The 25,196-nt window shown below is 41.0% G+C and carries 20 protein-coding genes and 1 pseudogene; 1 reads left to right on the top strand and 20 read right to left on the bottom strand.

The genetic code is table 11. The features are described from left to right. Positions 1-125: 125 nt before the first annotated feature. On the bottom strand, positions 126-1,391 hold the full coding sequence (locus tag NQ560_RS01490; RefSeq protein ID WP_005330399.1) for a sensor histidine kinase: 1,266 nt from the start codon (positions 1,389-1,391) through the stop codon (positions 126-128). Beyond that, positions 1,367-2,056 carry a response regulator transcription factor gene (locus NQ560_RS01485; protein WP_005330398.1) on the bottom strand — a complete coding sequence of 230 codons (690 nt, stop codon included), beginning with the start codon at positions 2,054-2,056 and terminating at the stop codon, positions 1,367-1,369. The genes NQ560_RS01490 and NQ560_RS01485 overlap by 25 nt, the downstream gene beginning before the upstream one ends. A gap of 269 nt (positions 2,057-2,325) precedes the next feature. Here NQ560_RS01485 and NQ560_RS01480 point away from each other — a divergent pair. Next, positions 2,326-2,388: pseudogene (locus NQ560_RS01480) on the top strand (DUF6061 family protein); the annotation flags it as partial. A gap of 521 nt (positions 2,389-2,909) precedes the next feature. Here the strand turns inward: NQ560_RS01480 and NQ560_RS01475 are convergent. The 18 genes from NQ560_RS01475 to rpoC form a co-directional block, all read right to left on the bottom strand. Beyond that, entirely contained in the window at positions 2,910-3,611 is a 702-nt protein-coding gene (locus NQ560_RS01475) for a response regulator (RefSeq protein WP_005330396.1), read from the bottom strand. Then, positions 3,604-6,303 carry a sensor histidine kinase gene (locus NQ560_RS01470; protein WP_005330395.1) on the bottom strand — a complete coding sequence of 900 codons (2,700 nt, stop codon included), beginning with the start codon at positions 6,301-6,303 and terminating at the stop codon, positions 3,604-3,606. The genes NQ560_RS01475 and NQ560_RS01470 overlap by 8 nt, the downstream gene beginning before the upstream one ends. A 90-nt stretch (positions 6,304-6,393) precedes the next feature. After that, entirely contained in the window at positions 6,394-6,936 is a 543-nt protein-coding gene (locus tag NQ560_RS01465) for a LysR family transcriptional regulator substrate-binding protein (RefSeq protein WP_040015224.1), read from the bottom strand. A gap of 21 nt (positions 6,937-6,957) precedes the next feature. Then, on the bottom strand, positions 6,958-7,605 hold the full coding sequence (locus NQ560_RS01460) for a potassium channel family protein (RefSeq protein ID WP_005330390.1): 648 nt from the start codon (positions 7,603-7,605) through the stop codon (positions 6,958-6,960). A gap of 13 nt (positions 7,606-7,618) precedes the next feature. Continuing rightward, a complete protein-coding gene (locus tag NQ560_RS01455) occupies positions 7,619-8,959 on the bottom strand; it encodes a TrkH family potassium uptake protein (protein WP_081445640.1) in 1,341 nt (446 codons plus the stop codon). A 153-nt stretch (positions 8,960-9,112) separates the two neighbouring features. Beyond that, on the bottom strand, positions 9,113-9,235 hold the full coding sequence (locus tag NQ560_RS15695; RefSeq protein ID WP_005330388.1) for a potassium-transporting ATPase subunit C: 123 nt from the start codon (positions 9,233-9,235) through the stop codon (positions 9,113-9,115). A 206-nt stretch (positions 9,236-9,441) separates the two neighbouring features. After that, a complete protein-coding gene (rlmD, locus tag NQ560_RS01445) occupies positions 9,442-10,839 on the bottom strand; it encodes a 23S rRNA (uracil(1939)-C(5))-methyltransferase RlmD (protein ID WP_040015223.1) in 1,398 nt (465 codons plus the stop codon). 110 nt (positions 10,840-10,949) lie between these two features. Further along, entirely contained in the window at positions 10,950-11,891 is a 942-nt protein-coding gene (locus tag NQ560_RS01440) for a 3'-5' exoribonuclease YhaM family protein (protein WP_005330380.1), read from the bottom strand. 109 nt (positions 11,892-12,000) lie between these two features. Next, the gene (locus NQ560_RS01435) at positions 12,001-13,281 is read right to left on the bottom strand and encodes a S1C family serine protease (RefSeq protein ID WP_005330378.1); all 1,281 of its coding nucleotides are present in this window, start codon (positions 13,279-13,281) and stop codon (positions 12,001-12,003) included. 61 nt (positions 13,282-13,342) lie between these two features. Further along, complete coding sequence (locus NQ560_RS01430) at positions 13,343-14,755, bottom strand: sensor histidine kinase (RefSeq protein ID WP_005330376.1); 1,413 nt, start codon at positions 14,753-14,755, stop codon at positions 13,343-13,345. Positions 14,756-14,787: 32 nt separating this feature from the next. Beyond that, positions 14,788-15,492 (bottom strand): response regulator transcription factor, encoded by a 705-nt coding sequence (locus tag NQ560_RS01425; protein ID WP_005330374.1) that lies wholly within the window; start codon positions 15,490-15,492, stop codon positions 14,788-14,790. Between the two features lie 24 nt (positions 15,493-15,516). Then, entirely contained in the window at positions 15,517-17,892 is a 2,376-nt protein-coding gene (locus tag NQ560_RS01420) for an endonuclease MutS2 (protein WP_040015222.1), read from the bottom strand. Positions 17,893-18,071: 179 nt separating this feature from the next. After that, positions 18,072-18,293, bottom strand: a complete 222-nt coding sequence (locus NQ560_RS01415; RefSeq protein ID WP_005330368.1) for a FeoB-associated Cys-rich membrane protein — start codon at positions 18,291-18,293, stop codon at positions 18,072-18,074. Positions 18,294-18,312: 19 nt separating this feature from the next. Next, positions 18,313-20,499, bottom strand: coding sequence for a ferrous iron transport protein B (gene feoB / locus NQ560_RS01410; RefSeq protein ID WP_005330364.1), 2,187 nt, complete (start codon positions 20,497-20,499; stop codon positions 18,313-18,315). Between the two features lie 33 nt (positions 20,500-20,532). Then, a complete protein-coding gene (locus NQ560_RS01405; RefSeq protein WP_005330361.1) occupies positions 20,533-20,751 on the bottom strand; it encodes a FeoA family protein in 219 nt (72 codons plus the stop codon). 13 nt (positions 20,752-20,764) lie between these two features. Then, positions 20,765-20,977 carry a FeoA family protein gene (locus NQ560_RS01400; RefSeq protein WP_005330360.1) on the bottom strand — a complete coding sequence of 71 codons (213 nt, stop codon included), beginning with the start codon at positions 20,975-20,977 and terminating at the stop codon, positions 20,765-20,767. Between the two features lie 19 nt (positions 20,978-20,996). Further along, entirely contained in the window at positions 20,997-21,239 is a 243-nt protein-coding gene (locus tag NQ560_RS01395; RefSeq protein ID WP_040015221.1) for a Fur family transcriptional regulator, read from the bottom strand. A gap of 270 nt (positions 21,240-21,509) precedes the next feature. Beyond that, positions 21,510-25,184: a DNA-directed RNA polymerase subunit beta' gene (rpoC, locus tag NQ560_RS01390; RefSeq protein ID WP_005330356.1), complete on the bottom strand. Its 3,675-nt coding sequence runs from the start codon at positions 25,182-25,184 to the stop codon at positions 21,510-21,512. Between the last annotated feature and the right edge of the window lie 12 nt (positions 25,185-25,196).

The raw sequence follows: 25,196 nt of genomic DNA, 5'->3' as shown, positions 1-25,196 counted from the left end.
TTTTTAATTCTGTAAAGTGTACCTTTTCAACCTACATCCAAATTGTATCAGGATAATCTTTCATTTCACTTTCAAAAAACGAGCAGAAGTCTTACAGAATTGTAAGATTTCTGCCCACTTAAAATTTAACCAACATATGGTAATTGAATCACAAACGTGCTTCCTTTTTTCTTTTTGCCGGAGGTTACCATGATTGTACCTCCGTGTTTTTCGATAATTTCTCTCGATAGAAAAAGTCCGATTCCTGTACCACTCTTTTCCATGACCTTCCTGGAACTTCCTCTGTAAAATCGTTGAAAAATTTTGTGATACTCATTCTGCGGAATACCAATTCCCTGATCCTCAATTTCCATTCTTACTAGATCGTTTCTTTTTTGTAACCGGATAAATATTTTTGAACCATCCGGGCTATACTTGATTGCATTATCCAGAACGTTGATCACAGCTTCACCAAGCCATCTTTTATCCTGCATAACCATGCATGTTTCCAGCTCTTTTGCATAGTCAAAAACGAATTCAATTTCTTTCTCATCCGCTTTTGGATAAGTACAGTTCACAGCAGATATGACAGTATCCATAAGCGGAAGTTTTTTCTTATTAATCTGAATCAGTCCAGTTTCCATCTTGGATATTTCAAGAAGCGACTGCAATAATGTCTCCAGTCCATCCAGAGCACTCCGACAACGGATACGAAACTCCTCCTGTTCTGTGGCACTTAAGTCATTCTGCATCAGCACACTAAAACATGTATCCAAAGCTGCAACCGGTGTCTTTAACTGGTGAGAGATATCAGAAACCATTTCTTTCGTGCTCTCTTTTTCTTCCCGTGCTTCTTCCTTTAGCAACTGAATATGATGTCCGATTGCTTCAAGCTGGTCATTCAATTTTTTCAGTTCTGCTGAATTTTCCGTTTTCAGTAAAGCATCAAATTTATTTTCACGGAATCTGATCAGAATTTCTTCCAACTGGTCTAAAATTTTCTGATGACACGCATCTTCTTTTTTCTTCCAATAAAGTAAAAAAGTCAAAAGAAGCACGCATGTCACAGTGCTTACAGCACCGGTCACCATAACCTGATGCCGGAATTGCGAATAAAATGCATTCCCTTTATTTCCCCAGTATCCATATTGCTCCAATAATTGCTTTCCCTGTTCGTTGGTTTCAATATCCTTATCCTTAAGCAATTCCGAAACAGCATCCAGCCCGGAAAATTCTTCCTTTGCAGCAATCTCTGTCATAAGATTCATTTTATATTTATAATCTTCATAAAACACATATGTGGTAAAGCAATTTAATATTGCAAACAATAATATGACAGGTAATACCAAGGAGAGTACTACTGTAATCTTCTTGCGATATCTCTTTGTCACTGCCTTACCTCCTGATTCCATATATACCCAAGACCTCTGATATTCTTTATATAGACCGGTGCAGCCGGATTGTCTTCGATTTTCTCACGGAGTCTTCTGATATTGACAGCGATTGTATTTTCATCCACAAAATCCCCTTCCAGATCAAACACATTTTCCAATATTTGTCTTTTTGAAAGAATCTGTTTCGGATTCTGAAGAAAAAAAGTCAGCATTTTCAACTCCGTTTTTGTCAGACTGATTTCACGACTCTTTATCAGGACTTTCATTTCTCCTGCGATAAATACGATATCTCCCGAAATCATCTTGCCGGCTTCTGTTTTCTCCTGTCTGCGGCGGAAATGTGCTTCTATTTTCAAAAGAAGTACCGAAAGACTAAACGGCTTTGTAATATAATCATCTGCCCCGGCTTCATATCCCATAACCTGATCCATCTCCTGATCTAGTGCTGTAAGACAAATAATGTATGTATTATAATTGCATCTCATCCACCTTACAAATTCCAGTCCATTCCCATCCGGAAGATTCACATCACAAATGGTAACATCCACATTATTATCACTTGCAATTCTTTTCGCTTTTTTCACTGATTCTGCTGAAAAAACCTCATATCCGGATTTTTTCAGTGAAAATGTAATTCCACGATTTAAATTTTCATCATCTTCAACCACGAGTATACCTGGCATAGCACATGCACCTCTCTTTGTTAACTATTTCTCCTCTTCGTCAAGACCTAGTTCATTACATAATTCCTAATTCTTCAAACATTTCATTACCTCTGTCAATCACGATTGAGATTTCACCTGTTTTAAGAAATTTAATAACTGTTATATTTTGTTATTAAATTCTCTGAAAACACTGGAAAACAGTATAACACAAAATAAAAGTGACATGGTGAACTGATTGAAATGCTTCTAATTTTTGTCGCAAATAATTGATTGAACAATAAGGAGATAGGATTGACTGCTGGGACGCTGAAAAGGATTTAAAAACCACACCCGGATCAGACTGTGCATTGACTGGCTGTGTCCGTTCCGTAAAGGACTGCTCTAAGTGTATCGGTTTCACCTTGTTCCTTTACCTCACTATTTACAAATCACTTTTGCTATTTTCGCAATAATATTGCAAATAAAACAATTAGAACTAATATAATTATCAAAAAAATAAACCTTATTTGACCATGAAATCCTAATCCAATCCACTGCAATACTATTATTAACACAAAAACTAATAACGCCCAATACTCTTTTTTCATGATTTTCCTCCTTTCTTGAAGAATTTAAGATTTATAGACGACTTTAAAAGAATGCGCATGTTTTTGTATACACTTAATATATATCACGCTTTTAAAAAATAAAAGACTTGGTTTGAATTATTTTTTATAGTATTCTATAAAACGGTCAATTTTAAAAATCACGAAATTGCAGGCTTTACAACACTTTGTAACACGATATAGGCCTGTCCGATAATCCCTCTCATATCTTTTATCCGAAGTTATGTATGAGGATTCTGAAACGGTATAGTATGGTGTTGTGAAGTTCAATCAACTTTCAGCATCCGATACCCCACGCCAATGTGTGTTTGGATATATTGTGGAGAGTTTGGTTCTTTCTCGATTTTTTTACGAAGTGTTGCCATAAACACACGAAGGGAAGCAATATCATTATCCCAACTACTTCCCCAAATGCTTTGCGTAAGGAAAGTATGGGTCAGAACTTTCCCTATATTTCTTGTCAACAGGCAAAGCAACTTATATTCAATAGGTGTTAAATGCAACTCTTCTTCATTCAAATAAGCACAACCTGCAGCATAATCTACACGAAGTTTTCCGTTTACAAAAACAACCGCTTCGGCAGGGGATACTTTTTGCATCATCGATAACCTTCTTTGCGTGACTCGTAGTCTGGCAAGCAGTTCCTCAACAGAAAATGGCTTTGTTAAATAATCATCTGCGCCAGCATCCAACGCATCAATTTTATCGGTATCTTCACTGCGAGCACTGATTACGATAATTGGCATATTTGACCAAGTACGGATTTTTTTAATAATCTCAACACCGTCTATATCAGGAAGTCCTAAATCAAGTAAAACAATGTCAGGATTGTGTGAAGATGTTTCTAAAATTGCCGATTGACCATCGGGTGCCGTCAGATATCGGTATTCGTGCGTTTTTAAGGTTGTTGTAATTAAATTTCTGACAGATGTGTCATCTTCTACAACTAATATTAGTGACTTATTCATATACTTTGACCTCCCCTGCCGGTAATGTAAATGTAAATACTGTTCCGTGCGGCAGATTATCTGAAACAGTAAGTTCTCCGCCGTGGGCGTTAATAATGGACTTGCACAAAGATAATCCGAGTCCTAAACTTCGGCGGCTGTCTGCAATTTGATTTGCACCGCTATAGAACATGTCGAATATCCGTGGCTTTATTTCGTCAGCAATTCCGTTTCCGTCATCCGATATAGATACGATTGCTTGTTTTCCCCGCTTTTCTGTCCGAATAACAATATGAGAGTTTTTAGGTGTATATTTGATAGCATTATCAACAATATTGATGATTACCTGAACAATAAGCTTTGCATCCATTTTTGCAAGAAGAAATTCTTCTTTGCTTTCAACGGAAATATGATGTTCTTCACTCTTTCGGTTAATATGATGTAACGCTTCTGTGATCACGTCATCCATCAAATCTTCCATTATACGGAGATTCAACCGTCCTTCTTCAATCCGGGTTACAGCCAGCAAGTTTTCTACAAGGTTAATCAGCCACATGGAATCATCATAAATATCCATGTACAGCTGCTTTTTTGTATCATTATCAAAAGAATCGCCGTTGGACAAAAGATTGCTGGCATTGCCGGAAATGGATGTCAGCGGTGTCCTCAAATCATGTGAAATAGCACGCAGCAGGTTCGCTCGCAACTGTTCATTTTTTGCAAGAATGGCCGCCTCCTGTTTCTCACGGGCATTTTTCTCATTTTCCAAAGCCAGGGCACATTCTCCGAGAATGGATAGTAGAATACTGTTTTCAAATGGATCAAGAGGTATTTCCCCCATCACGATTCCAATAACTCCATATACCATACTGCTGCTGCGAACAGCAAGGTACAGGCATTTTGCATTGGAAAGCGTTCCTGTTGTAGCTCCGGCACGTTTATTGTTTTTCAATACCCAGCCGGCAACGGCCTTTTCATTTTCGGAAATACACGATTCCAAATTTTCTTCAGTTACAGAAAAAATATGCGGCGTATCCAACACTTCTCCATCAGCTAAATAAAAAACGATATCTTTTCTCAAGAGTTTAATGAGCTGATTTGAAGTTGCAGATACAATTTCATTTTTATCTTTTGCCTGTTGCAATAGCTGGTTTGTATCAAATAACACTTTGGTACGGTAAGCAGATTGTGCCGCCTGTTTTGCTTGGTTTTTAATCCGTATAGCAAGAGAACCGGTTAAAAATGCCGCCAACAACATGATAATAAAGGTAACAGGATAACCATGATCATACGCCTGCAAGGTAAATTGAGGTTCCGTAAACAGGAAATTAAAGACCAAAACACTTACAATCGAGGAAATTAGGCTGTATATCTGATGTTTCGTGATGACAGCGGTGACAAGAACACCTAAAACAAAAACAGTAATGATATTTGCTTCGTCAAATCCAAATTTCTGGAAAATCATTCCGACTAAACTGGATAAAATCAGAATCGCAGTAGATTTTAATGTATCAGTGACAGAGAATACGATATGATTCTTTTTCCTGCCCCCTCTTAACTGATACACTGCCGCATTAGAAACCGTATCCGGAATAATATGCACATCCAGGTTAGGGGCATAATCAATCAATTTTTCTGTCAGGGTCGGTTTGCTGAGCAAATGCCGTTTTGTAGCCGAATTACGTCCGATCACAATCTTTGACACACCGGACAAACGAGTAAATTCCGCAATCTGAAACGGAACATCTTCTCCGTAAACTGTTTCTATTTTTGCCCCAAGCTGCTCAGCAAGACAAATATTTGAACGCAGGCGTTTTACATTTTCCTCGCTCATCAACGAAAAATCTGGGGTTTCTACAAATAGAGCCGTAAACTCCCCTTTAAAAGCAGAAGCCATTTTTGCGGCGGTACGGATAATTTTCGCATTGGATGGAGAAGAAGATAGACATACAAGAATATGTTCGCCTGTGTGATAATCTCCATGATTTTTTATGCGGGTATTTTCTGTGAGGATATTCACCCGGTCCGCACATCGCCGCAGTGAAATCTCCCGGAGAGCTGTCAAATTTTCTATTGTAAAAAAATTTTCTACTGCCTGTTTTTCCTGTGTCTGTCTGTATATATTTCCTGTATTCAAACGGTTGATTAAATCCTGTGGCTCAATATCTATTAATTCAACCTGATCTGCATGATCAAAAATAGAATCCGGGATGCGTTCCCGTACAACAATTTCCGTAATGGATGCAACTGTATCACAAAGGCTTTCAATATGCTGAACATTGACAGTCGTATAGACATCAATCCCTGCATTCAAAAGTTCCTTAATGTCCTGATACCGTTTTGCATGACGGCATCCTTCGGCATTCGTATGCGCAAGTTCATCTACAAGGATAAGCTGTGGTTTTCTTTTCAACGCCATGCCAATGTCGAATTCGTCCAGTATCATACCATTATAAAAAACTTCTCTTGTAGGAAGAACTTCTAAGCCATTCAAAAGAGCTGCTGTTTTGGGACGTGCGTGGGGTTCTACATAACCGGCTACCACGTCAATTCCCTTCTGTTTTTCCATATGAGCTGCTTCTAACATGGCGTAGGTTTTACCCACACCAGCTGCATATCCAAAAAAGATTTTCAAATGTCCTTTATTACGTTTTTCTTCATCAGCTTGGATTTTCTTTAATAACTGATCCGGATTGTGTCTGCTTTCACTCATACGGTCTTCTCCTTGTACAAAAACATTATATAGAATAATACGTAAATTTCAGAAAAGCATTTTAGCACTGACATTAAAATCGCATAAAGATTATACCACCTTTTCTTCTTTTTTTCTATTCGGGCGTGTAGCCGAAAGCAGAAAACGCTCCGAAAAATCACGCAATTTTTCGACAAATAGACCCTTCATACAATTAATGTCATTTTGCCATATCACTCTCGCTGGTTTCTCAATCGTGTTGATGGGATGTACCGCAATGTCTACAGAGCCTGGAGTAATGACACTTTGCTTTATTTGAAAGGATAAGGAACAATACTCATCTTTCAAAATATCGTTGGAATTTTCTATGATAAAGCCAAAATCAAGTTTATTATTTTCCAGCCCATTTATTATTTCACTTACAGAACCGTAGAACAGGTTCAGCTCATAGTTTGGGTATTCGCTTGAAAATTGTTCTAATAGATCTGCAATAGAATCTATGATTGCAGGTGTTTCAAATCCAATCCTGAGCTTAGAATCTGAAATAAGTTTTTGAGATTGATTTTCCTTGAGAAATTTATCCATCTTTTCCATAAGAAAATAACCATAAATAAATGCTACCAATACCACTATAAGTAAAACAAAATCTTTCATATCACCAACTTCTTTCAAAAATTAAATATGAAAACATTTTTGAATATGTTTCGTCTCCCCAAGAACAAGCATGGTACTGCCCTTTAACAACTGCGTATCGGAACTTATTTTCAAATTCATAATATCATTTGTTTTCAGCGCCATAATATTGATGTTATATTTTTTTCGTATATCCAACTGACCGATTGTTTTTCCTATCCATTCTCCCGGTATAGATATTTCAAAGATTGCATGTTCTTCATCTAGTTCTATGTAATCGAAAATATGATCAGCACTATAACGGATTGCAACCCAATCGGCAAGCTGCCTTTCGGGATAAACAATTTCATCTGCGCCGTTTCGTAAAAGAAATTTTGCATGAACATCACGAGCGGCACGAGACACCACCATTCTTGCACCGAGTTCCTTCAAAAGGCACGTTACTTCCAATGAACTCTGAAAGTTATCTCCGATAGCCACAATACAAACATCAAAATTTCCAACACCAAGCGAACTTAAAAAATCCTCATTCGTCGCATCCCCAATCTGAGCGTTAGTTACAAAGGGAAGTACAGCATCAACTCGAGTATCTTCTTTATCTACCGCCATCACATGATGATGCAATTCATCTAATTTTATAGCAATGTGCCGTCCGAATCTTCCCAGACCGATAAGTAATATTGATTTCATTTTTTTATTCTCCTTAACCTACTGTAATTTTTTCCTGAGGATATTTTGAACCGTTAGGCTTTTTTTCAGAAATGGTAGCAAAAATCAAGGTCAATCCTCCCACTCTGCCAAAAAACATCAGGCAAATCAAGATTATATGGGAAACAAGCCCCAGGTCAGGAGTTATTCCCAACGATAACCCTACCGTCCCGATTGCCGACGCCGTCTCAAACAAAGCGGTCATAAGTGGAATATCTTCTGTTCTGCAAATTACCATTCCTCCGACAAGGAATAAAACGATATACATCAAAAAAATCGTAGCTGCATTTCTGATAGTGCCATCCGGAATTTGTCTGCCGAAAAAATGGGTGTGTTCCTTTTTTCTAAATACAGATAATGCCGATGAAACGAGAACTGCAAGAGTTGTCGTTTTCATACCACCTGCAGTGGAACCAGGCGAGCCACCGATGAGCATCAGCATAATGATAAGCATTTGCCCAACTTCACTGAGTAAAGTCAAATCTGCCGTATTGAATCCTGCTGTTCTCGGCGTAACGGATTGAAACAAAGAAACCCATACTCTTTCTGTAAGAGGTACATTTGAAAACTCAAAATAAAAAAAGTAAAGAGCCGGTAAGAATATCAATATTCCTGTTACCATAAAAATCACCTTGCTTTGCATCCGGTATTTTTTTAAATGCCATTTATGATTCTTTATATCCTCCCAGGTAAGGAATCCAATACCTCCTGCAATAATCAGCATCATAATTACAAGATTTACAAGCGGCTGTACAGAATAAGAGGTCAACGAGGAAAAAGGGGTTCTTATACCGATTAGATCAAATCCTGCATTGCAAAAAGCAGAAATAGAATGGAACAGCGAATACCATATTCCTTTCCAAAACCCAAAGTCCCTGCAAAAAACAGGGGCTAAAAGAACCGCACCAATGATTTCGATAAGAATAGTAGTCCGAATAATAAATTGCGTTCTCCGCACAATACCACCCACCGTTGGGGCCGAAATTGCCTCTTGCATGGTACTTCGCTGCATCAACCCAATTTTGCGTCCGGAAACAACAGCAATCGCAATAGCAATCGTAATAATTCCCATACCTCCGATTTGAATCAGCAGTAAAATAACTCCTTGGCCAAATAAAGACCAGTAAGTTGCCGTATCATTAACAACCAGTCCCGTCACACAAACCGCAGAAGTTGCGGTAAACAAAGCATCCAAAAAGGAGGTACACTGACCGCTTTTTGTAGCAATCGGCAGCATCAAAAGCAGACTGCCTAAGAGAATCACGGATAAAAACCCTAAACTAATCACTTGAAATGATGTTATATGTCGATGTCTTGATCTGTTTGTCTGTTGCATAACTATATCCCCATAGTCTTAATTTCTTTTTATATTTTCTTTATTCTATCTTCATTTGTATTAAAGGGGCGTAAGTAAGTTTGTTTTGAAATTAAGATTGTGTAAAGATGAGCAGAAGTCTGAAATCTTTTCCTCATCTTTTGAGAGTGCTAGTTACAGGATACCGTCCAACATCAAATTGACTTTCAGAACATTTACTGTTTTCTCTCCAAAAACACCTAAAAATCTACTGTCGGTGCATTTTTCAATATTTGAATAAAAGAAAAGGACACTCATCTTCCAGAAGTTCTGAAAATAAGCGTCCTTTCGGTTTTTCTCTATGCTATTGAATAAAAAACGTTAATTCTATCCGAATGTGTTTCCTCATACCAGATGCAATACTACTGACACTTCGATGCCATTCCTAATCTGCTTTTTCTTGCCCTGTTTGCCTGTTGGTGTGAAACTCATATACCTCGCAAAGTGCCTGAAATTAAGGACTTCTACGAATTTACCCGATGTAGACAACACACGACTTCGACATGCACCGTGTTCGGGAATTGATCAACTGGCGTGATTTTTTTAAGTTCATATCCGCTTTCTCTTAGGAACTTAACATCTCTTGCCAGTGTTGCGCTGTCGCAGCTAACATACACAACTTTTTCTGGCTGCATGTCTACAATGGTCTGTAGCAATGATTCCTCGCAGCCTTTGCGTGGCGGATCCACAACGATCACATCTGCGTGAGCCGTTTCGCCACCGTGGCTCTCCTGATATTCACGGTAATATCCCGGCAGAACTTCCTCTGCCTTTCCTACATAGAATTCCGCATTCGTAATATCATTGATCTTCGCATTATTCCTTGCATCGTCAATGGCCTGCGGTACGATTTCCACTCCATATACCTGCTTTGCATTCTGAGCAAGGAACAGGGAAATGGTTCCGATTCCACAGTAGAGATCCCACACCGTCTCATTTCCATTTAAATCTGCATAATCAAGCGCCAGTCCATACAATTTCTCAGTTTGTACCGGATTGACCTGGTAAAATGAAAGCGGGGAAATCTGATATTTTACATTTCCAATATAATCCGTGATGTACGTCTGCCCCCAGAGCAGTTTTATTTCCTTTCCCATGATGACATTGGTTTTTGCCTTGTTCACACTGATTGTGATACTTGTCATTCCTGAGATTTCACATAATTTATCCACAAGTTTTTCTGCATGCGGCAGTTTTTCCCCATTAATCACAAGGCAGACCATAATTTCATCAGTTTTGAATCCATAACGGATCAACACATGACGCACCAGTCCTTTATGCTTTTCCTCGTCATAAGCAGAAATGTGATTATTCTCCATAAAATGCAGAATAATCTCGAGAATTTTCTGATTGACCGCTACGCCCAGTGCACAGTCTGTATTCGGAATGATGCTGTGGGTTCTTCCTGCGTAAAATCCAGTGATGATGTGTCCTTCTTTGTCTGTTCCAATTGGGAACTGCGCTTTATTTCGATAATGAAATGGCTCTTCCATGCCAACAATAGGCTGCATAACTTTGTCAAGAAGTTCTGTCGGAACTTCTCCGATCCGTTCCAGATTACCACGGACTTTTCCTTCTTTAAATGCAAGCTGGGCTCCATACTTCATCTCCTGAATCTGGCAGCCACCACATCTTCTTGCCATCGGACACGCTGGCTTTTCTACACGATTTTCAGATGGCGTAACAATATTCATAAGTCTTGCATAACCGTAGTTCTTCTTTGCCTTCACAATCTTGGCTTCAACCACATCACCGATAATCGCATCTTTTATAAATAAAGTATACCCATCTACTTTACCAATGCCTTCTCCCCCGACACCAATATCTTCAATTGCCACTGTAACCAAATCATTTTTCTGCATATTCATACCTCATAATAAGAATTGGGGCACCCCTTTTTACAAAAAGGGACACCCTTAATCACTGGTGGGGACGTAGTATTTTTACGTTTTGCTACGTCCCCATTACATTACTATATTGTTGTTTTTCTTAAGTTTGACTCGAACAATCTGTTATATCCAAGCCACTCTCCGGCTTTTTTGTCTTTGAATATTTCTTTTAATGTCTGCATCTTGGCGTCTGCGTTGTCGGCAAGATTTAGTGCCATGGCTTCTGCCAGTGCCGGTTTTTTCGGGGAACCGTATTCTAACTCTCCATGATGTGCCACGATGCAGTGTTTCAGCTCACTTGCAAGCTGTTTTGGGAATTCTGGAATCTCGCGGATTGCATCATCGATCATCTCGATTCCGATAATGATATGACCAAGAAGCTGTCCATCGTCTGTGTAATCATTTTCCGGGAATGGTGACAACTCAATTGTCTTTCCGATATCGTGGCACATAGCTGCTGTGTAAAGCAGGTCTTTGTTGAGAATATCATACTGTCCAACCATATACTCGCAGAATTTCACAACACTCAATGTGTGCTCCAAGAGTCCTCCGGCAAATCCGTGGTGTACACTCTTTGCTGCGGAATGTCCTTTGAATGTGCGAATGAATTTCTCGTCTTTTTCAAAATAATACTCAATCACTCTACGCAGATACGGATTGCTGATCTGTCTTCCGTAGGAAAGCAGTTCTTCGTACATCCCATCTACGCTTTTTTCTGTCGAAGGCATATAATCTGCAGGTATGTATTCGCCTTCCTGTGCTTTTCTGATCTGGCGGATGTTCAATTGAAGATTGTTATTATAACTGATGACATCTCCGAATACTTCAATGAAATCTTTCTCATCATAATCAGCAATTCCATTGGAATTCGGATCCCAGACTTTTCCGTCCAGAGTTCCTGTCTTATCCTGAAGTATCAGATTGTCATACGGCTTTCCATTCCGCGTCTCTGCGGATCTCTTTCCTTTACATAAATATATATTTCGAATTGTTTCTCCTTCTACAAGAGTATCAATATATCTCATAATTCGTGCCTTTCTTTTCTTAATTTTATATCAGTCAGCTTCCACTGACATTTGTTCACTATTTTCTGTTATTGTTGCAACACACCATCATGGTTTCGCATAGTATTCCTTACTGTTTATACCCAACTGTGACTCCAAAGTCAATATCCACATATTCTCCTCCGGTTCCCTGACGTTTTCCACGAACAAGAATTTTATCTCCCACATTTTGCTTCATAAGCGTATTATGATAACCAAGAAGATTGATGATATCTGTATCTGCAATATTGGTAATGATATCACCACTCTGAATTCCTGCTGCCATAGCCGGAGATCCTGCATCGACTTCTTTCACATAAACACCTTGTGGAATTCCCTGTCCCTGCATCTCGCTGCTTACCTCTACACCGGACACTCCAAGATATGGTACATTTTTCCCATTAGAAAGTAATTCTATCACATCTTTGATATCAGAAATTCCATATCCGGAAATCTTATTTGTCTGATCATCTGTTCTGACAGAAGTGTTGATAATTCCAATCACCTCTCCACGGATATTCACAAGAACTCCGCTTCCGGAAATATCTCCTGCCACATCCGTATAAATGGTCTGATACTGTCCATCTGCCTTATCCAGATAATTTTCGCCAGACTCGATCACACCATATCCGGCAATCGTATCACAGCCATACAATTTCCCGACAGCAATAACTGTATCGCCTTCGGACACAACTTTTGAGCCGCCAAGTGTCGCTGTCTCAATCTGTGCCCATACATCATCCGCAATATTCTTTCTCTGAACTGCATAAACACACAGTCCCATCCCTGCATCCCGGCTCTTCAAGATGGCATCGCACTGACTGTCTCCAGAAAATGTAACACGGATGATCTTCGCGTCTTTTACCGGAAGCTCTCCTGCGAGAATCAGAAGTTCCTGACCATTATCTGCCACGATCATTCCGGAAATACTCTTTTCCTTATCTTCCTGATCTTTCGAAAATTCCTCTTCTGTAACAGCGCCCTGAATCTCTACAACACTTTTTCTCACTTCTCCTGACACCTGCTTCAGATTATTCAGCATTTCCTGATAGGTTTCTGTTGTCAGAACGGTTTTTTGTTCCTGGACTTGTTCCTCTTCCTGCTGTGTCTGATTTTCTTCCTGCTGTTCGTCCTGTGGAATTGTTACTTCCGTCGGATTTTCTTCAAATCTCTTCTCCACCCACGGTTTGCACGCAAAAAAAGTAAAGCAGGCCACCAGTCCGAATATTAATCCTAACTGAATCCTTCTAAGGACGTCGTGTTTCCACTTCGCCTGATCTCCTGCCTCATCTTTAATGATTTCCTGTAAAAAAGAATACTCCTCTTCTTCCGAGTTCTGCTTTTGCTCTAATGGTTCTTTCTCATCTTTCATGCGTACACGCAGGCTCCTTTACAAACCTTATATTCAACAAAGAAGATATTTACAGTATACCTTATCCCTCTGCCTTCGGCAACGAGAAAATGAACTCGGTACCGACACCTTCTGTACTGACTACATTAATATTTTCACCGTGAGCCTGTATCGCCTCTTTGACAATTGCAAGCCCAAGGCCAGTTCCTTTTTTATCTTTTCCACGGGACAGATCGGATTTATAAAATCTCTCCCAGATCTTATTCAGTGCATTCCTCGGAATTCCAATTCCATAATCTTTGACCGACGTGTAGATCTTATCCCCACGTTCGGTCGTTTCAATCGTAATGATTGAATCCTGGTCACTGAATTTGATCGCATTATCAAGCAAATTGTAGAGCACTTGCTGAATCTTTCGCTTATCTGCTACTACTTTCAAATGCTTTCTGGCAAAGACCAGCTCAATAGAAATCTTTTTCTGCGTGCAACGTCCCTCAAAGGAGGCTGCCACATTTTTAATCATTTCATGAAGGTCAAATGGAACTTTATCCAGTAATAAATTCTTCGTATCGAATTCATTCAACGTAAGGAGATCCTTGGTCAGATCGGTCAGTCTCTCTGTCTCAAATAAAATGATATTCAGATATTTCCCCTGCATTTCCGGCGGGATTGTCCCATCTGCAATTGCCTCTACATACCCTTTGATCGATGTTAAAGGAGAGCGGAAATCATGTGACACATTTGCCACAAATTTCTTCTGATAATCCTCCATATCCCGAAGCTGGGAAGACATGAAGTTCAGCGATGCTGACAGATAACCAATCTCATCTTCTGTGTTCACAGGAATCTCATAGTCCAGATTACCGGACGCATATTGTTTCGCTGCCTCGGTTATCTTGCAGAGCGGTCTGTACACGATAAACTGAATTCCAAGCAAAATGGAAAATGACAACAGATAGATGACTGCAAGTGTGATATACGCTGCATTCATTAATGTAATCTGTAATTGTCCAATCTGAGTCATGCTTTTGTGTATCAGCAGATACCCTTGTGTGGAATATCCATGTACAACCGGTGCAATGACTGTGATCATATCTTCTTTAAAATAATCGTGATATGTTCCGACTTCATACTTTGCGCTGCCAATTTCTGCCGGGTTAAAATCTTCAATCGCAGTCGGTGCTGTCGGATATCCGTCGGAATGTGCGGAAGTGATCATATTACCTTCCCGGTCTACGAACCAGACTGCCCCGTCCAGATGCGCTTCCATTCCAACAAGTTGTGTATGGACAGCACTTTCATCCATCTGTCCAAGGAAATAATGTGGCAGATACTCATTTGCCACCAGGTTCGCTTCCTGATAAACATCCGCAGCCAGATCCCGTTCAAGAGGTTCTTCTGTCAATGTTCTTGTAAGCGTTGCTACTGTGAACAAACTCATGAACCCGAAAATCATATATATGATGATAAATTTTAAATACAATGTACTTTTCATACAATGCCTCTTCTATGTGGTTTCCTGATCTGTTACTTTACTTCAAACTTGTATCCAATGCCCCATACGGTGGCAAGTTTCCAGCCATTATGATCTTTGATCTTCTCGCGCAAACGCTTAATATGCACATCAACAGTACGGGTATCTCCAATATACTCATATCCCCAGATTTGATCCAAAAGCTGCTCTCTTGTAAACACCTGATTTGGCGAAGATGCCAGGAAGTAAAGAAGCTCCAGCTCTTTCGGCGGCATCTCCACATTCTGCCCATCGACCAGAACAGAATAATTCGTCAGATTGATCTCGATTCCCGGGTATTCCACACATTTTCCCTTATCTACTGCAGGAACCTCTGGTTTCGGCACTGCTTGATAACGGCGGAGCACTGCTTTTACGCGCGCCACAAGCTCTTTTGAATCAAATGGCTTCATAATATAGTCATCGGCTCCAAGCTCCAGACCAAGCACTTTATCAAAAACCTCCCCTTTTGCGGAAAGCATGATAATCGGTGTATTTGCCCGCGCACGGATCTCGCGGCAGACCTGATACCCGTCAATACCCGGAAGCATCAAATCTAAAAGTACCAGATTTGGGTGATAGGTGTCGAATGCTACAAGCGCCTTCTCCCCGTCATGAACCATCATCGTGTCAAAACATTCTTTTGCAAGATACAAAGATACAAGCTCTGCAATTGCCTCATCGTCATCCACGATCAAAATTTTCTGTTTATTAACCATTATTTATTCTCCCTGATTTTTGCATTATTTCAGTTCTACAATCGTCACTCCGGCATCTCCTTCGCCAAATGCTCCTAATCTGTAAGATTTCACATGTTTCTGACGTTTCAGATATTGGTGGATGCCCGCTCTTAAAGCTCCGGTTCCTTTTCCGTGTACCACGCGCACACTTGTCAAATGTGCCAAAGACGCATCGTCCAAATATTTATCCAGCTCTGCGACCGCCTCGTCAACGGTCTTTCCAAGCAGATTAATTTCCGGGCTTACGGACAAAGATTTGCCCATCTTCACCTTACCCTTGCTTGTTCTTGCAGCAGTCTTTTTCAGATATGCCGGCTTCTCATCAACAATCTCCAGATCAGAAATGTGTACTTTTGAGCTAAGAATTCCCATCTGAACCATAAGGTTGCCTTTTGTATCTGGCAGTGAATGCACGGTTCCGGTCAGATTCATGCTCAGAACTTTAACCGTCTCGCCTAATTTAAAATCAGATGGCTTATACTGCTTCTTCGGCTTCTTCACTTCCTCTGTCATGCCCTCGCGTGTCTTCTCCATCTTCTTTCTCAGGCGCTCACGCTCTTTTTCCATCTCCGTTGCCGAAACATTGGCCTTTCCAAACTTATGAAAGTTACGCATTGTCTCATCTGCTGTCTCTTTGGCATCTGCCAGAATCGCATGTGCTTTTTCATTCGCTTCTCGTAAAATGCGGTCACGCTGTTCTTCCAGCTTTTCTTTCTTCTGCGCCGTCTCCTGCTTCAGAGCTTCCAGCTCACGTCGGTAAGCCGCAATCTCTTCCTGTTCTTTCGCGATGGTTCGTCTGCTGCTCTCCAGATCTGTCAGCAAGTCCTCAAAAGATTCGTCCTGCTCTGTCAAATGTGTCTTTGCTTCCTCGATAATATAGTCCGGAAGTCCCAGTTTTCCTGCAATTGCAAATGCATTACTCTTTCCTGGGATTCCAAGAAGCAGTCGATACGTCGGGCGAAGTGTCTCCACGTCGAACTCACAGCTCGCATTTTCTACCCCTGGTGTGGACAAGGCATAAACCTTTAATTCACTGTAATGCGTAGTCGCCATAGTACGGATTCCCTGACAATGCAAATGATTCAATATTGCTGTTGCCAGTGCCGCACCCTCAGTCGGGTCAGTTCCAGCTCCAAGCTCGTCAAAAAGTACAAGTGAATCTTCATCCACCTGCTTGATAAATGACACTACATTTGTCATATGTGATGAGAATGTACTTAAGTTCTGTTCAATACTCTGCTCATCACCGATATCTGCATAAACTTCACGGAATACACCCAGTTCAGAACGGTCCAGTGCCGGAATGTGAAGACCTGCCTGCCCCATGAGTTGGAATAATCCAACTGTCTTAAGTGACACAGTCTTACCACCGGTGTTCGGTCCTGTCACAATCAGAAGATCAAAGTCCTCGCCCAGTGTCAGACTGATCGGAACGACTTTCTTCTTATCTAATAACGGATGTCTTCCCTCGCGGATACGGATCCTTCTCTCCTGGTTGAACATCGGTTTGCTGGCATTCATATCCAATGCAAGAGCTCCTCTTGCAAATATAAAATCAAGCTCTGTCAATGTTGCATAGTCCGTACGGATTTCAGAAACATATTCTGCTGCATCTGCACTCAACCTGGCAAGAATGACCTGGATTTCTTCCTGTTCCTTTCCATATAATTCTTTCAGGTCATTATTCAGTTTTACAACTGCCATCGGCTCGATAAATAAAGTAGAACCTGTTGATGACTGGTCATGGATCATTCCCGGGACCTGACCACGGTATTCGGCCTTGACCGGGATACAGTAACGATCCCCACGCATCGTAATAATCGGATCCTGCAAATATGTGCGAAGTGAACCATTTACCATGGAAGACAATGTTGCATGAACCTTGTCATTAATCTGCCCCATAGCGCGACGGATTCTCTTAAGCTCCGGACTTGCATCATCACTAATCTCATCTTCTGCCGGAATACATCTGCGGATTTCCGTGGACAAAATAGATACAGGAACAAGCTGTTCAAAGTATCCGTCCAATATATCCTGCATATCATCTGCATTGTCATGGCGCCCGTAATTCTTCACATGTCCTGCAGTCTCCAGAACCTTACATATGCGAAGTAACTCCCCACTTCCAAGTGTTCCTCCGATTTCCAGACGCATCATAGATTCACTTACCGGACTACAGCCTCCAAAAGATGGACGTCCTTTCTTTATGATCCGTGTAAATGCTGCGGCCGTTTCTTCCTGCATTCTCTCAATTTCAGAGATTTCCGTCTTTGGTTTTAATTTTCTGCAACGCTCCTGGCCTCCAAAAGAACCTGCGTGCTCTGTCAGTTTTTCAATTATTTTATTGTATTCTAATTTGTATAAAGATTTCTTATTCATCATATTCACCTAGCATTTATTTTACCCTATTTGCGTCCCATTGAAAAGAGCAAAGCGCAAAAGAAAATCCCTGCAAATGAAACTCATCTGCAAGGATTTCCCTGTCTATTCACACATTTATTCACACATAAGATTATTTTACATCATATGACTTAAATCTAAGTCATACATTTTCCAGACTAGCACCCGCCACAGCCGCCGCAGCCACTCTGACTATTACTATTCTTTGGATTATGACAGGAGTGTGGACAATTGGTACACCCACAATCACATCCGATAAATGTACCACTTCTCTTCTTCTTTTGTATCATGCCTCTTATGATCCATGCTACAATCGCGATTATTACAAGTGCTACAATCACTGTAGACAATATACTTGTCTGTGCTGCCAATGCCATCATAAAATCTCCTTCTTTCTGCTTATTTAGAAGCTGCTTTTACACTTGAAACTGTATTAGCCTTAAGTGATGTACTCTCTTTGTAAGGACGGAACAGCATGTAAAGGAAACCGATCAGAATTACAATTGCAGCTACTGTTCCGATACCGAATCCGCCACCTGTGAAGAGTGTACCAAACTGGAAGATGCAAAGAGCTACGAGGTAAGCAAGTAAGCACTGATATCCGATTGCGAACCAGAACCATTTTGCGTTGTTCATCTCTCTCTTAATAGCTCCCATTGCTGCGAAGCAAGGTGCACACAGAAGATTGAATACGAGGAATGAGTAAGCTGCGATCTGTGACATGCTGTTTGCAAGTGTTCCCCAGATTTCCTGTCCGTCTTCTGCAACTTCTGCAAATCCAAAGAGCTGTCCGAATGTACCTACAACGTTTTCTTTCGCTACAAGTCCTGTAATAGCAGCTACAGTCATCTTCCAATCTCCCCATCCGAGCGGTGTGAAGATCCAAGAAATCAAGTTACCGATCTTAGCAAGAACACACTCTGCCTGTGCTGCCTCCATAGCTGCTCCCTCAAGTCCATCGAAGTTCAGCATTCCGAATCCAGCATCTGTCCAACCGAAGTTCAATAAGAACCAAATAACGATTGTTGATAATGTAATAATTGTACCAGCTTTTTTGATAAATGACCAGCCACGTTCCCACATACTTCTAAGAACGTTACCAACTGTCGGCATATGATATGCAGGAAGCTCCATAACAAATGGTGCCGGATCTCCTGCGAACATCTTTGTCTTTTTCAAGATGATACCAGAGCAGATAATTGCTGCGATACCAACAAAGTAAGTACTTGGTGCTACCCATGAAGCGCCATCGAAAAGTGCTCCGGCGATCAGGGCGATAATTGGAAGTTTCGCTCCACAAGGGATAAATGTTGTTGTCATAACAGTCATCTTACGGTCACGGTCATTCTCGATCGTACGGGAAGCCATAACTCCAGGAACTCCACAACCTGTTCCGATCAGTATCGGGATAAATGATTTTCCGGAAAGTCCGAACTTACGGAAAATACGGTCCATGATGAATGCGATACGTGCCATGTATCCGCAAGACTCAAGGAATGCAAGGAAAATAAATAATACAAGCATCTGAGGTACGAATCCAAGTACAGCACCAACTCCGGAGATAACTCCGTCTACGATCAGACCTGTTAACCAATCCGCACATCCGATTCCTTCAAAGAAGCTCTGAGCTGCCGGAATGATCCACTCACCAAACAATGTATCATTTGTCCAGTCTGTCAATATAGAACCTACTGTTGTTACAGACACATAATATACAAGCCACATAACTGCTGCAAAGATTGGAAGTGCAAGCCATCTATTTGTTACGATACGGTCAATCTTATCAGATGTTGTCAGTTCCTGTGTTTTATTCTTCTTTAAGCAGTCTCCGATAATAGAACCAATGAAACTGTATCTCTCATTTGTGATGATACTCTCTGCATCGTCATCCATCTCTTTCTCTGCACGAGCAATGATATCTTCAACGTCCGGTGCATTTTTCATAGCATCTTTAATCTTATCGTCACGCTCAAATAATTTGATCGCGTAAAATCTTTTCTGCTCTTCCGGAATTTCATATCCAAGTCTGCCTTCAATCTCATTCAGGTAGTTCTCAACTTCCGGTGCGAACTCATGCACAGATTCCTGTCCGGCTTTCTGTCCGGCGTGCTTTACTGCTCTTGAAGCTGCATCTTTGATTCCATCACCTTTCAGAGCAGAAATTGTTACAACTTCACAGCCAAGCTTCTCAGCAAGTTTCTTTGTGTTGATCTCATCACCATTCTTGCGTACAATATCCATCATGTTAATTGCCATAACAACCGGGATACCAAGCTCAAGTAACTGAGTTGTAAGGTATAAGTTACGCTCCAGGTTTGTTCCGTCTACGATATTCAGGATTGCATCCGGACGCTCTGTGATCAGATAATTTCTGGCTACAACTTCCTCCAATGTATATGGTGATAAAGAATAGATACCTGGAAGGTCCATAATTACAACTTCTTTGTCTTCCTTCCATTTTCCTTCTTTTTTCTCAACAGTAACTCCAGGCCAGTTACCAACGAACTGATTGGAACCTGTCAAAGCATTGAAAAGTGTTGTCTTACCACTATTCGGGTTTCCGGCAAGTGCTATCTTCACTCCCATTTTTTACATCCTCCTGTTTTACTCTCTAATTAGTTATTTAACTTCGATTATCTCTGCGTCTGCTTTTCTCAGAGACAATTCATATCCACGTACAGTAACTTCCACCGGATCACCAAGTGGTGCTACTTTACGGACATAAATGCTGGTTCCTTTTGTGATTCCCATATCCATAATTCTTCTTTTTGTAGCTCCCTCTCCATGAAGCTTTACTACGGATACTGTCTGATCAACTTTCACATCTCTTAAAGTCATTCTCCCGTTCCTCCTAGACCATTATTTTATTAGCAATTCCTTTGCTGACTGCAACTCGTGATTCTTTAATCTGGGCAATTATGTTACCCTCGTTACTGGAAATAACTTTCACCTCACTTCCAGCTACGAATCCGAGATTCTCCAGGAATCTTTTTGTTTCTTCATTTCCACCTACCCGGACGATAGATGCACTCTCGCCTGGATTTAACATCGTTAATGGCATCATAATCCACTCCTTCTCCTCGCTAAATTCTCACAACCATCTCTTTATGGATCAGTTCCATATCTTCCAACAGTTGCACAGTACGATACACAGTTGCAATTCCGACTTTGTCGTCCTGCTTCTTTGCTGCATAATAAATCTCCTTACAAGAGGAGTATTCATTATTCAATATAATGTGTAAAAGAAGCTTTCTCTGTTCGGTAATCCGATAGCCAGCTTTCTTTAATTGATTTAATACTTCTTGAAATCTCTCTTCTTGGCACATATATATTACCTCGCACGATTTGAAACTGATTATCATTTCCATCACTTATTATATTGTTAATGATAATCATTGTCAATAATGTTTTATCAAAAAAGTTTGTCTTGACTATTTTTTTATGTTTTTATTAATTGTTCATAAATCATTTCTATTTTTTTGTGCATAATGCACTTCAGGCTGCTCCAGCACGGGCAGCCTAAAGTTATTATACAAAAAAGTACCACCGCACGAATTCGTGCGGCGGTACTTTCATTCAAAACTCTTACGCAAGTCTTATTCTTCTGTTGTAAGTTCATTTTCTTCTAACAGATCATCATCTGAAAAATCTGTATTCAGAATATCTAAATCGTCATCATCATCTAATCCTTCTTCAAAGAACAGATCGTCATCCATAGATAACTCACTATTCAGTCTGATATCACGATACTTTCTCATACCTGTACCAGCCGGGATATGTTTTCCGATGATTACGTTCTCTTTCAGACCTACCAGCGGATCGATCTTTCCTTTGATTGCTGCCTCTGTCAGAACCTTTGTTGTCTCCTGGAAAGAAGCGGCTGACAGGAAGGAATTGGTTGCAAGAGAAGCCTTCGTAATACCCATGATGATCGGCTCTCCGATTGCAGGCTCTTTTCCTTCTGCCTCCAGTACCTCATTCACATCCTCGAACTCAAGTCTGTCTACATTTGTTCCCGGAAGGAACTCTGTATCTCCAGACTCCTCGATACGAATCTTCTTAAGCATCTGGCGAACGATAACCTCGATATGCTTATCGTTGATCTCAACACCCTGCAGACGGTAAACTCTCTGTACCTCCTGGATCATGTAATCCTGAACTGCACGGATACCTTTAATTCTTAAGATATCATGCGGATTGATACTACCTTCAGTCAGCTCATCACCGGCCTCAAGTTCTGCTCCGTCTGCTACCTTAATACGTGATCCATAAGGAATCAGATATGCTTTTGATTCACCTGTCTCATGATTTGTTACGATAATCTCACGTTTCTTCTTCGTGTCGTTCAAATTCGCAGTTCCTGCAATCTCTGTGATGATTGCAAGTCCCTTAGGCTTTCTTGCCTCAAAAAGCTCCTCGACACGAGGAAGTCCCTGTGTGATATCTCCACCGGCAACTCCACCATTATGGAATGTTCTCATTGTAAGCTGTGTACCAGGCTCTCCGATTGACTGAGCAGCAATAATTCCGACAGCCTCTCCAACCTGTACCGGCTCACCTGTTGCCATGTTGGCTCCATAACATTTTGCACATACGCCACTGTGTGAGCGACATGTAAGGATTGTACGGATCTTAATCTGTGTTAATGGTTCTCCGTTCTCATTTACACCCTTCTTGCAGATCAGTTCTGCACGTTTTGGTGTTACCATATGGTTCTTCTTAACAAGAACATTGCCATCTTTATCTACAATGTCATAGCACAGGTAACGTCCTGTAATACGCTCCTGAAGACTTTCGATTTCTTCTTTTCCATCCATGAATGCTTTTACAAAAATTCCAGGAATCGGTGCATCTTTCTTTGCACAGTCTACTTCATGAATGATCAGCTCCTGAGATACGTCAACAAGACGTCTTGTCAGATATCCTGAATCGGCTGTACGAAGAGCTGTATCAGACATACCTTTACGTGCTCCATGGGCAGACATGAAATACTCCAGTACGTCAAGTCCTTCACGGAAGTTTGAAGTGATAGGCAACTCGATTGTATGACCAGTTGTATCAGCCATCAATCCACGCATACCTGCAAGCTGTTTGATCTGTTTGTCAGATCCACGGGCTCCGGAATCAGCCATCATGAAGATGTTATTGTATTTATCAAGACCAGAAAGCAGTGCCTCTGTCAGTTTATCGTCAGTTGCCTTCCATGTCTCTACAACTTCTTTGTAACGCTCCTCCTCTGTGATGAGACCACGTTTGAAGTTCTTAGTGATGCGGTCTACAGTATCCTGTGCCTGCTGGATCATCTGTGGTTTCTGTGGAGGTACCGTCATATCGGAAATAGATACGGTCATGGCAGCTCTTGTAGAATATTTATATCCAATTGCTTTTACAGCATCCAGAACTTCTGCTGTTGCAGTTGCTCCGTGTGTATTGATAACCTTCTCAAGGATCTGCTTTAACTGTTTCTTTCCTACGTGGAAATCAATCTCCAGAAGAAGTTTGTTCTCCTCTTTTTCACGATCAACGAATCCAAGATCCTGTGGGATGATCTCGTTGAAAATGAAACGTCCAAGTGTGGACTCTACAATTCCTGTTATTTCTTCTCCACCTGGCATTGTCTTTGTCACACGTACTTTAATCTTAGAGTGAAGTGTGATTGCCTGGTTCTCATAAGCAAGGATTGCTTCATTTACACTCTTGAAAATCTTACCTTCTCCTGCTGCACCTGGTCTTTCCTGAGTCAGATAGTAAATACCAAGTACCATATCCTGTGAAGGAACGGCTACCGGACCACCATCAGATGGTTTCAGGAGGTTGTTTGGTGAGAGCAGTAAGAATCTGCACTCAGCCTGTGCTTCTACGGAAAGTGGAAGATGGACAGCCATCTGGTCTCCATCGAAGTCGGCGTTAAACGCTGTACAAACAAGTGGATGAAGCTTGATAGCCTTACCTTCTACAAGGATTGGCTCAAATGCCTGAATACCAAGTCTGTGCAGTGTAGGTGCACGGTTCAACATAACCGGATGCTCTTTGATGACATCTTCAAGGACGTCCCAAACCTCTGGCTGAAGTCTTTCAACCATCTTTTTAGCATTTTTAATGTTGTGTGCAGTTCCGTTCTGAACAAGCTCTTTCATAACAAATGGCTTGAACAGCTCAATTGCCATCTCTTTCGGCAGACCACACTGGTAAATCTTAAGTTCCGGTCCTACAACGATAACGGAACGTCCAGAGTAGTCAACACGCTTACCAAGCAGGTTCTGACGGAAACGTCCGGATTTACCTTTCAGCATATCGGACAGAGATTTCAGTGCACGGTTTCCAGGTCCTGTTACCGGACGTCCGCGACGGCCGTTGTCGATCAGGGCATCTACCGCTTCCTGAAGCATTCTCTTTTCATTTCTTACGATAATATCTGGAGCGCCTAACTCAAGAAGGCGTTTCAGACGGTTATTTCTATTGATAATTCTTCTGTACAGATCATTCAGGTCAGATGTTGCAAAACGTCCACCATCAAGCTGTACCATTGGACGAAGATCTGGCGGGATAACCGGAACATTTGTCATGATCATCCATTCCGGTTTGTTTCCAGACTCACGGAAAGCTTCTACAACTTCCAGACGTTTTACGATTCTTGCACGTTTCTGTCCGGTAGCGCCTTTGAGACCTTCTGTGAGATCTTCGTATTCTTTTTCAAGGTCGATTGCCTGAAGAAGCTCTAAGATAGATTCAGCTCCCATTCCAACACGGAAACCTTTTCCCCAGGATTCTCTTGCTTCCTGATACTCCTGCTCAGACAGAACCTGCTTATACTGCAGGTCTGTCTCGCCTTTATCAAGTACGATATAAGAAGCAAAATATAATACTTTCTCCAGTGTTCTTGGAGACAAGTCAAGGATCAATCCCATACGGCTCGGGATTCCTTTAAAGTACCAGATATGAGATACCGGGGCTGCCAGGGCAATATGTCCCATACGTTCACGACGTACACTTGCCTTAGTAACCTCTACACCACAACGGTCACAAACAACACCTTTATAACGGATTTTTTTGTATTTACCGCAGTGACACTCCCAGTCTTTGCTTGGTCCAAAAATTCTTTCACAGAACAGACCATCTCTCTCTGGTTTTAAGGTTCTATAGTTAATAGTCTCAGGCTTTGTTACTTCGCCTTTTGACCACTCCAGAATCTTTTCAGGTGATGCCAACCCGATTTTGATTGCATCAAAAGTCATTGGCTGATATGATTGTTCTTTACTATTTTCTGGCATACAGGCACCCCT

The organism is Dorea formicigenerans (assembly GCF_025150245.1).
Taxonomy (GTDB): Bacteria; Bacillota; Clostridia; order Lachnospirales; family Lachnospiraceae; genus Dorea; species Dorea formicigenerans.
The sequence above is the reverse complement of the archived record's forward strand: the minus strand, read 5'-3'. Positions and strand labels throughout refer to the sequence as shown.